This window comes from Saccharopolyspora sp. SCSIO 74807, from assembly GCF_037023755.1.
Classification (GTDB): domain Bacteria; phylum Actinomycetota; class Actinomycetes; order Mycobacteriales; family Pseudonocardiaceae; genus Saccharopolyspora_C; species Saccharopolyspora_C galaxeae.
Window position 1 is genome coordinate 1,973,035 of sequence record NZ_CP146100.1, and the last position, 13,500, is coordinate 1,986,534.

The 13,500-nt window shown below is 69.8% G+C and carries 13 protein-coding genes, 1 tRNA gene and 2 pseudogenes; 4 read left to right on the top strand and 12 right to left on the bottom strand.

Annotated features, from left to right (window positions below):
• Window positions 1–241: 241 nt before the first annotated feature.
• From phoU to dusB, 5 genes are all read right to left on the bottom strand, one after another.
• Window positions 242–892, bottom strand: a complete 651-nt coding sequence (gene phoU, locus V1457_RS08865) for a phosphate signaling complex protein PhoU (protein WP_200068832.1) — start codon at window positions 890–892, stop codon at window positions 242–244.
• Between the two features lie 271 nt (window positions 893–1,163).
• Window positions 1,164–2,828: a hypothetical protein gene (locus tag V1457_RS08870; RefSeq protein ID WP_338602330.1), complete on the bottom strand. Its 1,665-nt coding sequence runs from the start codon at window positions 2,826–2,828 to the stop codon at window positions 1,164–1,166.
• 247 nt (window positions 2,829–3,075) lie between these two features.
• Complete coding sequence (locus tag V1457_RS08875; protein WP_200068834.1) at window positions 3,076–3,963, bottom strand: GGDEF domain-containing protein; 888 nt, start codon at window positions 3,961–3,963, stop codon at window positions 3,076–3,078.
• A 265-nt stretch (window positions 3,964–4,228) separates the two neighbouring features.
• The gene (locus V1457_RS08880; RefSeq protein WP_295142315.1) at window positions 4,229–4,657 is read right to left on the bottom strand and encodes a hypothetical protein; all 429 of its coding nucleotides are present in this window, start codon (window positions 4,655–4,657) and stop codon (window positions 4,229–4,231) included.
• A gap of 7 nt (window positions 4,658–4,664) precedes the next feature.
• Window positions 4,665–5,828 carry a tRNA dihydrouridine synthase DusB gene (gene dusB / locus V1457_RS08885; RefSeq protein ID WP_200068836.1) on the bottom strand — a complete coding sequence of 388 codons (1,164 nt, stop codon included), beginning with the start codon at window positions 5,826–5,828 and terminating at the stop codon, window positions 4,665–4,667.
• 114 nt (window positions 5,829–5,942) lie between these two features.
• Between dusB and V1457_RS08890 the strand changes: the two genes are divergently transcribed.
• Window positions 5,943–6,015: transfer RNA gene (locus V1457_RS08890), tRNA-Lys, on the top strand.
• Between the two features lie 335 nt (window positions 6,016–6,350).
• Here the strand turns inward: V1457_RS08890 and V1457_RS08895 are convergent.
• From V1457_RS08895 to V1457_RS08920, 6 genes and pseudogenes are all read right to left on the bottom strand, one after another.
• On the bottom strand, window positions 6,351–6,698 hold the full coding sequence (locus V1457_RS08895; RefSeq protein ID WP_338602336.1) for a VOC family protein: 348 nt from the start codon (window positions 6,696–6,698) through the stop codon (window positions 6,351–6,353).
• Between the two features lie 85 nt (window positions 6,699–6,783).
• A complete protein-coding gene (locus V1457_RS08900) occupies window positions 6,784–7,581 on the bottom strand; it encodes an alpha/beta hydrolase (protein ID WP_200068838.1) in 798 nt (265 codons plus the stop codon).
• 38 nt (window positions 7,582–7,619) lie between these two features.
• A pseudogene (locus V1457_RS08905) lies at window positions 7,620–7,715 on the bottom strand (MBL fold metallo-hydrolase); the annotation flags it as partial.
• The gene (locus tag V1457_RS08910) at window positions 7,697–7,972 is read right to left on the bottom strand and encodes a maltose acetyltransferase domain-containing protein (RefSeq protein WP_307849912.1); all 276 of its coding nucleotides are present in this window, start codon (window positions 7,970–7,972) and stop codon (window positions 7,697–7,699) included. The pseudogene V1457_RS08905 and the gene V1457_RS08910, both read right to left, overlap by 19 nt.
• 12 nt (window positions 7,973–7,984) lie before the next feature.
• Window positions 7,985–8,923, bottom strand: coding sequence for an alpha/beta fold hydrolase (locus tag V1457_RS08915; protein WP_338602343.1), 939 nt, complete (start codon window positions 8,921–8,923; stop codon window positions 7,985–7,987).
• A gap of 58 nt (window positions 8,924–8,981) precedes the next feature.
• Window positions 8,982–10,322: an NAD(P)-binding domain-containing protein gene (locus V1457_RS08920; RefSeq protein ID WP_338602346.1), complete on the bottom strand. Its 1,341-nt coding sequence runs from the start codon at window positions 10,320–10,322 to the stop codon at window positions 8,982–8,984.
• A 112-nt stretch (window positions 10,323–10,434) separates the two neighbouring features.
• Between V1457_RS08920 and V1457_RS08925 the strand changes: the two genes are divergently transcribed.
• A complete protein-coding gene (locus tag V1457_RS08925) occupies window positions 10,435–11,187 on the top strand; it encodes an SDR family NAD(P)-dependent oxidoreductase (RefSeq protein ID WP_338602349.1) in 753 nt (250 codons plus the stop codon).
• Window positions 11,188–11,211: 24 nt separating this feature from the next.
• On the opposite strand, the gene V1457_RS08930 is transcribed toward V1457_RS08925, so the two are convergent.
• On the bottom strand, window positions 11,212–11,997 hold the full coding sequence (locus V1457_RS08930; protein WP_200068842.1) for an FkbM family methyltransferase: 786 nt from the start codon (window positions 11,995–11,997) through the stop codon (window positions 11,212–11,214).
• 335 nt (window positions 11,998–12,332) lie between these two features.
• On the opposite strand from V1457_RS08930, the pseudogene V1457_RS30570 reads away from it, so the two are divergent.
• Both V1457_RS30570 and V1457_RS30575 read left to right on the top strand, forming a co-directional pair.
• Window positions 12,333–12,599 (top strand): annotated as a pseudogene (locus V1457_RS30570) (GNAT family N-acetyltransferase); the annotation flags it as partial.
• Window positions 12,565–12,654, top strand: a complete 90-nt coding sequence (locus V1457_RS30575) for a hypothetical protein (protein WP_407074777.1) — start codon at window positions 12,565–12,567, stop codon at window positions 12,652–12,654. The pseudogene V1457_RS30570 and the gene V1457_RS30575, both read left to right, overlap by 35 nt.
• Window positions 12,655–13,500: the final 846 nt, after the last annotated feature.

The window sequence follows — 13,500 nt, forward strand, 5'->3', positions numbered from 1 at the left end:
GGGGACGGAGTTCGGTACATCGCTGGTGCTCACGATCCCGACGATCGCACACGTCAGTTGATCGACCCGGTGCTGAGACCGAGTATTAATACGTCGGTTGCCGATTCGGCGCCGTTCCGGACGAATCCGTGATCCGCCGATCACCCGCCGCGACTGCGACTCGCGCGACAGCCGCCGCGCGCTGCACCCGCTCAAGTGAACGCCGCCCCGCGGAACGCGGGGCGGCGTCGGAGATGCACGGTCAGCTGGTGGTGGGCATGCTGCCGGTAACGGTGAACACCACCCGGCGCGCCACCGCGACCGCGTGGTCGGCGAACCGCTCGTAGAACCGGCCAAGCAGGGTCACGTCGACGGCCGCGGCAACGCCGTGCGACCAGTCCGAACCCATCATCACGCTGAACAGGTGCCGGTGCAGATCGTCCATGGCGTCGTCGGCGTTCTCCAGATCCCGGGCGGCATCGACGTCCTGGGAGCGGATCACCTGCGCCGCCCGCCCGGCCAGGTCGACCGCGACCCGGCCCATCTCGTCGAAGTACGGCTGCACCGGCTCCGGCAGCACCGGTTGCGGGTGCCTGCGCCGGGCCGCCTTCGCGACGTGCAGCGCGAGGTCGCCCATGCGCTCCATGTCCTCGGCGGCGTGGATGGTGGAGATCACCGTGCGCAGATCGCCCGCGACCGGTGCCTGCAGCGCCAGCAGGCCGAACGCCTGCTCCTCGGCACGCGCGCGCACGTCGTCGACCTGCACGTCTTCCTCGATGACCTGCTCGGCCAGGGTCAGGTCGGCCTCCAGCAGCGCACGCGTGGCGCGTTCCATCGCCGTTCCGACCATGGTGGACATCGAGGCGAGTTCCTCGGCGAGCTCGCCGAGCTGTTCCTGGTAAGCCTCACGCATGTCGGTCACCCTACTTCCGGCAAGAATCGGACAAGACGCACGACGGTGAACCGGTGGTGAACGAACATGATGCCGCCGTTCGTCCGGGCGCGCACCGCTCACCAGCGGTGTTCGGGTCGATGCGCTCGGTTCCGCCGCGGCGGCGGTGCCGCGGCCCGCGCTCCGCAGCCCGCCGTTCGTCCGTGGCCGATCCCGCCGCTACCAGCGTCGCACCCCGCTCCACCGCGGCCAACCACCGCCCGGCCCAGGTCCGGCTGGGAAGATCGACCGCCTACGCGATCAGCCCGATGCCGGTCACCACGCAGATGATCAGGACCGCGGCCACCGCGGCGACCTGCCAGGTGCGTTTGCTGCGGCGCTTGCGCTGCTCCTTCTTCCAGTCCATCCGGGAAGCGCCCGCGTCGCGGCCTTCGACGAAGTCGAACGGCATGTCGCGGCCGAGCTCGGGCTCCTTGCGCATCCCGAACAGCCAGGAGAGCTTCTTGCGGCGCTCGGCTTCCTCTTCGGCGATCTGGTCGTGCACGGCGGAGAACCTGGCCAGCGTCGCGTCGATCTGGCGGACCTCGTCGTCGTCGTCGTCCTCGACGAACTCGTCGTCGTCCTCGTCGAGGACCGGGGCGGCGACCATCGTTTCGTCGTTGTCCGGCTGCGGGACCGGGGCGACGGTGGTCTGCTCCGCCGGTCCGTCGGCGGGTTCTTCGGCGGGCACCGCCGGGTGCTGAGCGGTCGCCTCGGGATCTCCGGACGGAGCGGACGGGGCGGGCCGCCCGGGTCGGCCGGCGGGACGGCCGGGCGCGGCCGGTCGGCCCGAGCCGCTCTGGTCCGGCTTGCGCTGCGGCTTGGCGGGCTCGCCGGAGAGCGCCTGGGTGATCTTGGTCGATTGGTCGTTCGGCGCAGCGGGCGCGCTGGGCGCTGCGGACGGCGGTGGCGGCGTGGCCTGCGGCCGCTGCTCCTGCGGAGGCCGCTGCGCTGGTCCGGGAGCGGGGCGACCCGGCTGCGGCGGCGCGGGCGGCGGTGTGGCCGTCCGCGCTTCCGTTGCGTTCGGCTCGGCGGCTGCCGGAGTGCCGTTGCGCGGTTCCTGCGGGGGCTGCGGACGCGGTTGCTGCGCCGGACCGGGCTGCGGCGCAGCGGGCGGCATCTGGGCCGGCCGCGCCGGGGCTTGCGGCGCCGGTGGTGCCTGCGACGCGGGCTGGTTGCCGCGGGGCTCCGGATACCTGCCGGTTCCGGGCCGCGACGGTGCGGGCGGGCGCGCGTGCCCTGCGGGCGGACGCGACGGGGATTCCGGCGGCGGTGTCCAGTCCGCGCGCCGCTCCGACGGCGGACCGTTGCGGGACTGGCGGCTCCGCGCCGGTGCTTGCGGCGGCCCGGGGTGGCTGCCGTTCTGCTGCGGACCGGGCTGCTGCCCGTTCTGCCCGTGGTGCGGAGCGCCGAGCTGCTGCTGCCCGTTCTGCTGGTACCCGTCCGGCTGGGGGTCGTGCTGCGGAGATCCGTGTTGCGGAGCTCCTGGCTGCATCCCGTGCTGCGGCCCGGCCGACCGACGCGGCGGCGCCTCCGGCGGCTGTGCGCCGTTCTGCGGCGAACCGGCGGGCGCCTGCGAACCGTTCCGCGCGAACTCGCCGGACGGAGTCTCGGGCGGCCGCGAGCCGTTCCGGGATCCCGAAGGTTGCGAGGGTTGCACCGGAGGCGCGGAGCGTGACCGCCTACCGCCTCCGCTGTCCGACTGCTCCGGTTCGGCGGCCCTGCGGTGCGAGCCGGTGCCCGCACTGGGCGCCTTGCCGTGCTTGTTGAGCAGGTCGAGGACTCGCGTCCCGCCGGTTCCGTCGTCGCCTAACGCGCGGCGCCTGCGGCCGGCCTGCGGGCTGTCGCCCTCGTCTGCCGCCCCTGCTGGGTCGGGACTCTGGTGCCCATGCTGGCCGTGCCGGGGGTCCTGCGGCACCTGTGTTCCCTCCCCACCGTCGAGCTCGTCGGTGTCGTCGTTGGTGTTGGGCGTCAGCGGCCGACCCCCCGAAGCCGTATCGCCGAACGCTGCCGAGATAGTACGGCCGATCGCCCGAACTGACGATAGTGGGCGACAATTTCTTCACAATAAGTGCACGAAGCAACAGCTGCCCTAGGCCGAGCTCGCTAACTGTGATAGGTAGCTTGACCGGCGGAAATACGGTCCGTGCCGGATTCCTGGCCGTTCAGTGCCCGAGGGCGTGCGCGCCTGCGCCGGAGTGCTGGTCACTGCTGCGCCCGGCGATGTGCACCTCGTTCCCGGTGCGGTAGGCGACCGCGTTGCGGCCGGACTGCTTCGCCGCGTACAGCAGCGCGTCGGCGCCGATGAGCTGCTGTTCCGCGGTGTCCTCGGCGCATTCGTGGCCGGTGTCGGGAACGTGGGCCATGCCGATGCTGACGGTGACGCGCAGCCCGGGCGCCATCTGTGACCAAGGAAACCGCTCGATCCGGATGCGTGCCGCCTCACACACCGCGAGCGCGCGTGCGGCGTCGATGGTCGGCAGCACCAGCACGAACTCCTCGCCGCCGTAGCGGGCGCAGAACGCGCCCGAGGGCAGCGCCTCTTGCAGCAGCTCGACGACGCGCTGCAGCACGCGATCTCCGAGCAGGTGCCCGTAGGTGTCGTTGACCTGCTTGAACCAGTCCAGGTCGACCAGGCCGACGGCGAGCCCGCCGGTGCCGGTCACCGCGAGCAGGTCGGCCAGCCGCTCGTCCAGGTAGCGGCGGTTGTAGCTGGCGGTGAGGCTGTCCCGCAGGCTCTGCTCGCGGGCTTCGGCGTGCTCCTTGCGCAGCCGGTTGACCTCGTGCCGCAGCTGTTCCGGAACGCGCGGGGTGTCCTGGGTGGACAGCAGGTCGAGCGCGGAACGCAGGTGGTGGTAGGCCTGCCGCCACTGACCGCGCGAGGCCAGCAGCGCAGCGATGGACTCGTGCAGCTCCACCATGCCGCCCTCGCTGGCCAGGTCCTGGCGGGTGCGCCGCGGCCCGAACTCCGGCGGTGCGGCCGGGCACCACGCCCGCGCGACGTCTTCGCGCAGCGGATCGGGTCCGGCGAAACCGTCGCGCGGTCCGGTCATCGCTGTCACCTCCCGTCCGTGGTGTCGTCGGCTGCGGCGGGTGCCTTGAGGCGCCGGGACGCGGGCATCTTGTAATTCGCTCATCCGGCTTACCAGCCTTTGCTCCGAATTGGTGAGCGCTTCTCACGTCGTCGGGCTGTCTTGGTGTGTACCGGGCCGTGCGGGCCGGTGGAAGCGAAACGGCGCGGCCCCACCCGCACGGAGGAGCCGAGCAGTCTGTGTTTTCTGTCACGCCGATGCAAATCGGAGGTTTCCAGTCCGCGCATCACGACCCTGATCCGCTCGGGCACGGCGCGAAACCGTGCGTCGTTCCGTCCAGCAGCACGACGTGCTGCGAGCCGACTTGCCTGCCCGTGATCGTCCCGTCCCGGCGCACCGTCACCTCCACACCGACCACGAACACCTTTCCGCGCGGCGGCCCGGCGCCGTCCGGCGAGTAGCCGGGGTCCGGGCGCAGCGTGGACAGCGCCGGCTCGAGCTGCACGGTGAGCCCGTCGAGCTCGCAGACCTGGTCGCCGAACTCGGGGTGCTGGGTCCGATCGAAGAACTCCTGCTGCGCCGCGGATCCCTGCCGCGCGGCGGCGTTGTTCGCCGCGAAGTAATCCTGCACCTGCCGCTGCGGCGACGGCTCCTGCGGCGCCGCTGAGCATCCGGCCAGCGCGAGCGCCGCCGAGCACAGGGCGATCGTGCGCATTCCCGGCTCAGCCGCCGCTGTGGTCGATCTCAGCGCCCGCGGGGACGCAGCGGTCGTCCGGATCGTCGAGCCAGCCTTCCGGCAGCACCACCTTGCCCGCGGAGCCCTGCCGCCCGCGTGGGCCTTCCGCGTCGGCGGGGAACGGGACGTCCGGATCGAGATCGGCGAGCAGGTCGTCGAGTTCGGCCAGCGATCCGACGACGCCGGACCGATGTCGCAGGTCCGACCCGACGGGGAAGCCGCGCAGGTACTGCGCCATGTGTTTGCGCAGGTCCCGCATGCCCTTCTGCTCACCCATGTGCTCGCAGAGCAATTCGGCGTGCCTGCGCAGCACCCGGCGCACTTCGCCGAGGTTGGGCGGTTCCGGGGTGGGAAGACCGGCGAACGCGGCCTGCAGATCCCGGAACAACCACGGCCGACCGAGGCAGCCGCGGCCGACGACGACCCCGTCGCATCCGGTTTCGGACATCATCCGCAGTGCGTCGGCGGCGCTGAAGATGTCGCCGTTGCCGAGCACGGGGATGCTGCGGACGGTGTCCTTCAGATCGGCGATCGCCGACCAGTCGGCCTCCCCGGAGTAGCGCTGGGCGGCGGTTCGCCCGTGCAGGGCGACGGCCGCGGCTCCGTTCTCCTCGGCGAGGCGGCCTGCGTCGCGGTAGGTGATGTGCTCGTCGTCGATGCCGATCCGGAACTTCACCGTCACCGGGATCCCCGCCGGCTCGGCTGCGCGCACCGCGGCGGCCACGATGTCGGCGAACAGCCGCCTCTTGTACGGCAGCGCGGAGCCGCCGCCCTTGCGCGTCACCTTCGGGACGGGGCAGCCGAAGTTCATGTCCACGTGATCGGCGAGGTCCTCGTCCACGATCATCCGGACGGCTTCGCCCATGGTCTGCGGATCGACGCCGTAGAGCTGCATGGAACGCGGCCGCTCGGCCGCGTCGAACGTGATCATCTCCAGCGTCTTGGGGTGCCGTTCGACCAGCGCCCGGCTGGTGATCATCTCGCAGACGTACAGCCCCGCGCCGTACTCCCGGCACAACCTGCGGAACGCGACGTTGGTGATCCCCGCCATCGGCGCCAGCACCACCGGCGGATCGACCGGGTACGGGCCGATCCGCAACGGTGCGGCACCGGACGCGCTGGGCGCGGCGGGCAGGTCAAGAGCGGTCATCCCGCCCATTGTCCCCGACCCGACCCGATCACCGGCAGCAGCCGTACGTTCCCGGGCGACGACCTCCCGCCCGCGCCCCACAAGATCGCCGCGTGCTTGTAGGCTGACCCGGACGGGGCGTTAGCTCAACTGGCAGAGCAACGGACTTTTAATCCGTGGGTTCTGGGTTCGATCCCCAGGCGCCCCACGAGGCGGTGCATGCTGCTGGCCGCAGCTGCGGTTTCGCCGTTGCCCGTTGTGTTGGTCGCGGGGCCTAGCCCCCGCGGCCCCAAGGTGCGGTGGCCGATTTCCGTCGGCTCCGCACCGCTTTTTTGTTCCCGGACTGCTCTTTGGGTCAGCCTTCCGGTGCTAACAGCGTTGGCCGAGGTATTCGTGTTTCGGAAGCGTCAGGTCCACAACAAAACCCAGTTCACAGGGGTCGGGTTGGCGGTTTCCGAAGCCGGTTGCCTTTTCGGAACTGCTCCGCAGAGTCCACGAAAGTCAGCGCGGCAGGGTTCGCCCGGGAATCCACGAAACGGGTCACTAGCCGGTGATGCAGAACTCATTGCCGTCCGGATCGGTCAACACGGTCCACACCAGATTTAGACCCGGTGGGCGCTGTTCACCTTGGAGCGCGGCTCCCAAGTCGACCAAGCGCTGTACCGCGACGTCGCGGGATTCTCCGTGGATGTCGAAATGGACACGATTCTTGCCGATGTGTGGCTCGGGAACGCGCTGCAGGCCAAGGGTGACCGGCGATCCTCGGCGTCCGAGCAAGACGAACGAGCCGTGGTCCTCCAGCACGTCCATCTCCAGAGCTCGTGTCCAGAATTCGGCCAGTCGTTGTGGGTTTTCACAGTTGATAACGACGTTGTGGATGTCGAGCGTCATCGAGCCAGCGTGGCAGCGCTACGCCAGCTCGGCGACACTGTTACCCCGTCATCTGGAGCTGCAGCGGTTTTCGCCGCGGTCCGGGTCAGGTCGCGCTGCGGGCGACTCGGTCGAGCTGTGCGAGCGCGGCCGCCCACCCCGGACCGGCAGGGTCGATGAGCGCGAAGTGGTCGGCGCCCGGGACCCGGACGAGTTCGACATCGTCTCCGGCGGTCCGGGCCGCGGTGGCGTAAGCATCGCTGATCTCGGGGGCGACGTTGACGTCCGCATCGCCGTGCACGACGCCTTGGGGCACGCCGAGCGGGAGTCGCTGCGCCGGGGAGGTGACTGCGTACCGGTCGGGGTGCTGTTGCGGGGTGCCGCCGAGCAATTCGGCACTGGCATGGCTGCCTTGCTCGAGCTGTTCCGCCAACCGCAGGTCGGCGAGCCCAGCCAGGTCGACCACTCCGACCGGCCGCACGATCGGCTCCGCGCCGGGCGCCCCGGGTGGGAGTCCCGCACGGGCGGCCGTCCAAAGCGCCAGCTGGCCACCGGCGGAGTGGCCCACCGACACGAGACGCCCGAGGTCGAGGGGATAGCGCTCGGCGAGCAGGCTGAGGTGGTCGACGCCGGTGGCCACGTCCCGGAAGGTGGCGGGCCAGCCCCCACCGGCGCCCACTCGGCGGTACTCGAGGTTCCATGCCGCCCATCCGCGCCTGGCCAGATCGGCACACAGCTCGTCCATCAGGGCACGGGTGAAGTACGCCCGCCAATAGCCGCCGTGCAGCACGACCGCGACCGGATGGGGGCCGGAGCCCTCGGGCAGCCACAGATCGCCGACGTGGTCGTCCTCGGGCCCGTAGTGGTAGAGCACCGGGCCGGGCTCACCCTGTCCGCCTGTCACGCCGGATCCCTCCGTTTGCTTGCCGTGCCGGCCCTTCATGCGGCTCCTGCGTGCAGGAGCCAGCCGGTGTCGATGGCGACTCCGACATGTCCGCGAGTGTGCCCTGCCGGTGCGGTCAACAGGATCGGCGGAGGTCGTCGACAGGGGCGCCGATGCTGATCCGGAAACCGTAGCTGCACTGGAAGCGCGGGAGCACTGCCGCGCCGGAGCCCAGCTCGCCGAGCAGGTCGGTCAGGATCCGGTCCCGCTCGGAATCGTCATCCGCGCCCGTCGCGTTGAACCGGTCGAGCAGTCGCCAGCAGCGTCGCCGGTCCGCGGCCAGGTCGGGTTCGTCGAGGTACCACTCACCGCGCAGCATCCGGTCCTTTTGTTCGCCCATGCAATCGATCATGGCAGCGGCGGGTCAGGTCGCCGGGATGAGGTGTCTGCGCAGGAAGGCTGCTTGGTGGGCGACGGCCGGTTCGTGCCAGGACCGGCCGGACCACACGTCGAAGTGGTCGCACGGGTAGTGCCGGACCTCGGCGCCGCCGTTGAACGCGGCTTTTGCGGCGGCGTGCGGCGGGGCGCTGCGGTCGAGGTCGGCGATCTGCACCAGCCACGGGCAGCGCAGCTGCGCCGCGTGGCGGTTCGGGCGGTGCGCGGCGAGTTCCGGGCCGATGCCGGTGTCGGTCTCGTTGCGCCAGGTGGGGCCTGCGATCGACAGGTAGTCCTCGTAGCAACCGGGCAGCGAAAGCGCTGCCCGCTCACCGGGCTTGCCGACGACCGGCATAGTCGTCGGCGTCCCGCCGGTGAAAGCGGTGAGCCTGCTGCCGATCCCGGCCGCGAACGAGCGCAGCAGCGCGGTCGGCCGATGCGTGGCCAGCGCTTGCCTCCCGCCCGCGAGCCCGTCGACGAGCGGGGTCAGCGACACGACCGCCGCGACGTCGTCGCGCCCGGCCGCCGCGGTGATGACGTGTCCACCGGCCAGCGAGACGCCCCACAGCACCAGGCGCTGCGCGTGCACATCGGGCAGCTTCGCGGCCGCGCGCATCGCGGCCCGGTAGTCCGCGATCTGCCGCTGCACCGACACCGTTTGCCGAGGCGTCCCTGCGCTCGCGCCGAAGCCGCGGTAGTCGAACGCGAGGACGTCGAGCCCGGCCGCCGCCAATCCCTCGGCGAAGGGGCGTAGCCCGGAATCCTTGGTGCCGGCCAAACCGTGCGCCATGACCACGCACGGTCGGCCGTCGGCCGTGCTGCAGGAGTCGTCGGTGGCCGGGAAGTGCCAGGCGTGGCACTGGTCGCCGCCGGAGTCGAAGGTCAGCGGCCGGTACGGGGACGCCGCTTCTTCCAGGCGTTCGGTCATGCTCCGTCCCTTTCTCGGTCCGCGGCCGGTGTGCGTTCGATCAGCGCGGGATGCGGGTTCATCCGCCACCGGACGGCGCGGTCCCCGCCGCACGTGCGCGCCGCAGCCCTTCCGGCAGTTCCCGAGTGCGCAGGTCGTGCTCGTAGATGAAGTAGTCCACCTGCTGGGTGTGCCGCGCCGAGGGCACCATGTGCCCGATGAACCGGCGCTCATCGGCGGTGATCACCCGCTGCATCTCGGCGATCGGCGGCAACCGGTACAGCCCGGCCGCCCACGCCGCGAGCAGCCGCGCCTGGCACTCGACGAACGGGAACAGCGTCGGCACCGCCTGCGCGAACCCGGCGAACGCGAGGTCGTCGAAGCCGGGCTTGAACATCCGCTTGTAGAGCGGGAAGTGGTTGTCCGGGGCGCTGAGGAACTCTTCGTCGAAGAACGGGAAGGTGATGTTGTACCCGGTGGCGCAGACGATGACGTCGAACTGACCGCTGGAGCCGTCCTGGAAGTGCACGGTCCGCCCGTCGACGCGCGCCACGTCGCCGTTGGCCACCAGGTCGCCGGAGCCGAGGCGCACCGGCAGCTCCACGGACTGCGTCGGGTGCGCCTCGAACAGCTTGTGGTTCGGCGTCGGCAGCCCGTAGTCCTGCGGACGTCCCGCGGCGAGCGGCTGGAGCAGTTGGACCAGCTTGCGCTGCCACGACAGCGGCAGGTGCGGCGTGGTCCGGAAGTACTTGTCCGCCGGAGCGCCCGCGATGTACTTGGGCACCACCCACGCGCCGGAGCGGGTGGACAGCGTCACCTCGTTGCGCAACGTCTTCGAGGACAGCTCGACGGCGATGTCCGCGGCGCTGTTGCCGATGCCGACGACCAGGATCGACTTCCCGGTGAGCTCGAGCGGATCGTGCGGGTCCACGTAGGCGTGCGAGTGGATCCGCTCGCCGGTGAATTCCCCGTCGAACTGCGGGAAGCGCGGGTCCCAGTGGTGTCCGTTGGCGACCACGAGCAGGTCGAAGTGCCTGCGCTGCCCCCGCTGGGTGTCGAGCTCCCAGCCGCCTCCCGGAACTCGTCGCGCGTGCAAGACCTCGTTGCCGAACTCGATGCGGTCGGTGAGCCCGAACGCGGCGGCGTAGCCGTCCAGGTACTGCTTGATCTGCGTGTGGTGCGGGAAGTCCGGGAACTCCGCGGGAATCGGGAAGTCCCGGAAGGACAGCTGGTGCTTGGAAGTGTCGATGTGCAGTGACCGGTAGGCGCTGCTGCGCCCGTTCGGGTTCCCGAACGCCCAGTTGCCGCCGATGCGGTCGGACGATTCGAAGCAGCTGTAGCCCACCCCGTAGTCGCCGAGCATCTTGCCCGCGGTCAACCCGCTGATCCCTGCTCCGATGATCGCGGCGGTGGGGGCCATGAGCACTCCTCGCGGAGCGCTTCCGGCGATCCGCCGGTTCGCCCCTGGTCAACGCAGGTGGCCGGATCGTATGTTGGCAGCAGCCGAAAATCTTGTCCAGACAGGAGTCCAGATGGGTGCTGCGGACCGGACCGGCGAACGAGTGGCTTTGGTCGTCGGGGGCGCCTCGGGCATCGGGGCCGCCACGGCGCAGGCGCTGCGCGACGACGGCTGCCGGGTGATCACCGCCGATCTCGCCGCCGCGCAGCACACCCCGGACGTCGCGGTGGACGTCACCGACGAGGAATCGGTGCGCGCGCTGTTCGAGGACGTGGCCGAACACGAGAAGCGGCTGGACGTGGTGGTCAACAGCGTCGGCGTGAGCACGCTCGCGCTGATCACGGACCTGGCGGCGGAGGAATTCCGCCGGGTGCTCGACGTGTGCCTGAGCGGCGCGTTCCTGGTGATCAAGCACGCGGGCCGGAACATGTCGTCCGGCGGCTGCGTCGTGTCGCTGGCCTCGCTCAACGCGCGCCAGCCCGCCGAGGGCATGGCGGCCTACTGCTCGGCAAAGGCCGGTCTGGCGATGCTCACCGAGGTGGCCGCGCTGGAGCTGGCGGCACGCGGCATCCGGGTCAACGCGATCTCGCCGGGCCTGGTCGCGACACCGTTGACCGCTCCCGCCCTGGACGTTCCTGGTGTGCACGAGGACTACCTGGCGAACACGCCGCTCGGCCGATCCGGACGGCCGGAGGAGATCGCGGACGCTGCCGTGTTCATCAGCCGGAACGAATGGATGACCGGCGAGGTGATGGACCTCAACGGAGGCGCGCACCTGCGGCGCTACCCGGATCTGCTGGGACACGTGCGGCGGGAGTTCGGCTGAGCCGGCCCGCCACCGGCCGTCCGGTCAGCGTCCCCAGGCGGAGTCGACGGCGAACAGGTAGTTCCGGGTTCCGGTGGTGACTTCCGCGGTGCGCACCCAGGAACGCTTGTTCCAGGTGTACATCGCGTACCCGAGCCCGTGCAGGTGGTCGGTGAACTCGGCGGCGCTCGTGCGGTAGCGGGACAGGTGCCGGTCCTCGATCTCCAGCAGCAGCGTCGGGTGGTGGCGTTCGACGGTCGCCGCCGCGCCTTCGACGACGTTCGGCTCGAAACCTTCCACGTCCACCTTCATGAAGTCGACCCGCTCGACGCTCTGCTGCGCGCAGAACTCGTCGACCACGCGGATCGGGGTGCGCCAGGAGCGGGTCTTGGTGAACGTCGTGTCCGGCCTGGTCTGCCGCACGCCGTCGTTGACGTGCGCGTGCCCGTGGATCGGGGCGAATCCGAACTTCACCGGCAGCGCCATCTCCAGCGACCCGGGTTCGCTGCCCACCGCGGCGTCGGTGACGCGCACGTTTTGCAAGCCGCACGCGCGAACGCCCGTCCGCAGCACGCGCCGGGGCTTCGGCTGCGGCTCGAACGAGTACACCGCGCCCGCGGGCCCGGCCAGGCTCGCCAGCGTGAAGCTGTACATCCCGTAGGCGGCGCCGATGTCGAAGCAGACATCACCCGGGCGCACCAGCTCCGCCAGCCCCCGCAGTTCCGGCTCCGCCAGCGAAAGCGAAGCGGATCCGCGCAGCGCACCGGCGATCATCGCGAGCCGCCTGCCCGCGGGTCGCGCGGCCGGGCGGGCAGGAGCGTTCTCGGACATGGCGATCGACGATCCTTCACTGGTCGCTCGGGTGGGCGCGGCGCGATGCGCCGCGCCGTCGCCGAAGTCTAGCGAGCAGCGCGGGAGGCGTAGGTTGCCCTGGACGGATCAGGGGGGTTCCCCGCCCCTGGCTACACGCGACCCGCGCGCGCTCAGCTCGTGGCCTCAACGGGTGAAAGATCTCGAAAAATGCCCGAGAACGGCTTGCTGAAGTCACCATACATCGCATGGCAGCGAACGCCGACGAGATCGTGATCACCAAGGTTGCCCCGGATGACATCGAGACGGTCGAAGCGTCAATTGCTTTGGGCAACCGGTCCAAGAAGACGCTCGGAATGCTTCCGCACGCCGCCTACTATGGTTATGCGGAGAAAGGTGGTTTGCTGACCGCAGTCATCGGCGGAGCGATCGTCGGCTACGCGCTCTTCCAATTTCCGCGGAACGAAGTTTCGCTGACCCATCTCTGCGTCCACCCAGAGAATCGCCGCCGAGGTGTCGCGCAGTTGCTCGTGACCGAGATTAGCAGGCGACATTCGGACAAGCTCGGGGTTCGGGCGAAGTGTCGCGATGACTACGAGATGGATGATACTTGGCGATCGTTGGGATTCACGAAGCGCGCTTCCACGCTCGGGCGCGGTAAGGATGCAGCGGCGATGACGGTATGGTGGCGAGACCACGGGCATCCGGACCTGTTCACTCAGTACGATGAACTGAGCCCACTGGCGGTCGTGGCTGATGTGAATGTCTTGCTGGACCTGTTTATCCGGCCTGAGCATCCGCGTGCCGCTGACTCGCGAATGCTGCTTGCGGACCACCTGGTAGATCGTTTGGAGGTCGTCACGACCAGAGGGTTGGATCGCGATCTCGCCCGGCACCCATCCGATGATCAGGAAAATCTTCGCAAGGCGGCGGCGTCTTGTCCGCGCAAGGAAGGTCCACCGTGGGAAGCCGAGCAACTTTACGAACTTTTGTTATCCGACGTCGTTCGAGACAATCCCGGATTTCCCAAAAACGATCAGGACGTAGGAGACCTGTGGCAGCTCGCGGAAGCGGCCGTCTGCGGTGCTGGAGCCTTCGTCACTTGGGATGAGGCGTTGATCAGGCGGTTCGGTCCCATCGTGCGAGAGCGCACCGGTCTTCGGGTGATGTCTCCGGACCGCGTGATCACTCGTCTCGACGAGCTGGCGAACTTCATGGCCTACCAACCGGAAGCTCTGCACGACGGACGGTACACGACGGTGCAGGCGGCTTCGGACTCCGAAGATGAGCTGCTTGGCTTCTTGAACGCCGATAAAGGGGAACGCAAGAAAGAATTTCGAGACCACCTTCGGTGGCTGGCTCGATCACAGTTCCCGCACTGGATCATCCATGGCCCGGATCAGCGAGCGGTCGCGTGCTACGCGGGGTTCAAGGAGGGGTCTGTGTATCACGTTCCGCTGCTACGGATCGTGGATCACCCCATCGTCGACACCCTGGCGCGGCACCTCATCTGGGAGATTCGGC

Excerpts from the sequence above, each read along its gene's own strand:
- phoU (WP_200068832.1), bottom strand. The coding sequence starts at position 892 with ATGCGTGAGGCTTACCAGGAACAGCTCGGCGAGCTCGCCGAGGAACTC.
- V1457_RS08875 (WP_200068834.1), bottom strand. The coding sequence starts at position 3,963 with ATGACCGGACCGCGCGACGGTTTCGCCGGACCCGATCCGCTGCGCGAA.
- V1457_RS08880 (WP_295142315.1), bottom strand. The coding sequence starts at position 4,657 with ATGCGCACGATCGCCCTGTGCTCGGCGGCGCTCGCGCTGGCCGGATGC.
- dusB (WP_200068836.1), bottom strand. The coding sequence starts at position 5,828 with ATGACCGCTCTTGACCTGCCCGCCGCGCCCAGCGCGTCCGGTGCCGCA.
- V1457_RS08895 (WP_338602336.1), bottom strand. The coding sequence starts at position 6,698 with ATGACGCTCGACATCCACAACGTCGTTATCAACTGTGAAAACCCACAA.
- V1457_RS08910 (WP_307849912.1), bottom strand. The coding sequence starts at position 7,972 with ATGATCGATTGCATGGGCGAACAAAAGGACCGGATGCTGCGCGGTGAG.
- V1457_RS08915 (WP_338602343.1), bottom strand. The coding sequence starts at position 8,923 with ATGACCGAACGCCTGGAAGAAGCGGCGTCCCCGTACCGGCCGCTGACC.
- V1457_RS08920 (WP_338602346.1), bottom strand. The coding sequence starts at position 10,322 with ATGGCCCCCACCGCCGCGATCATCGGAGCAGGGATCAGCGGGTTGACC.
- V1457_RS08925 (WP_338602349.1), top strand. The coding sequence starts at position 10,435 with ATGGGTGCTGCGGACCGGACCGGCGAACGAGTGGCTTTGGTCGTCGGG.
- V1457_RS08930 (WP_200068842.1), bottom strand. The coding sequence starts at position 11,997 with ATGTCCGAGAACGCTCCTGCCCGCCCGGCCGCGCGACCCGCGGGCAGG.
- V1457_RS30575 (WP_407074777.1), top strand. The coding sequence starts at position 12,565 with ATGACTACGAGATGGATGATACTTGGCGATCGTTGGGATTCACGAAGC.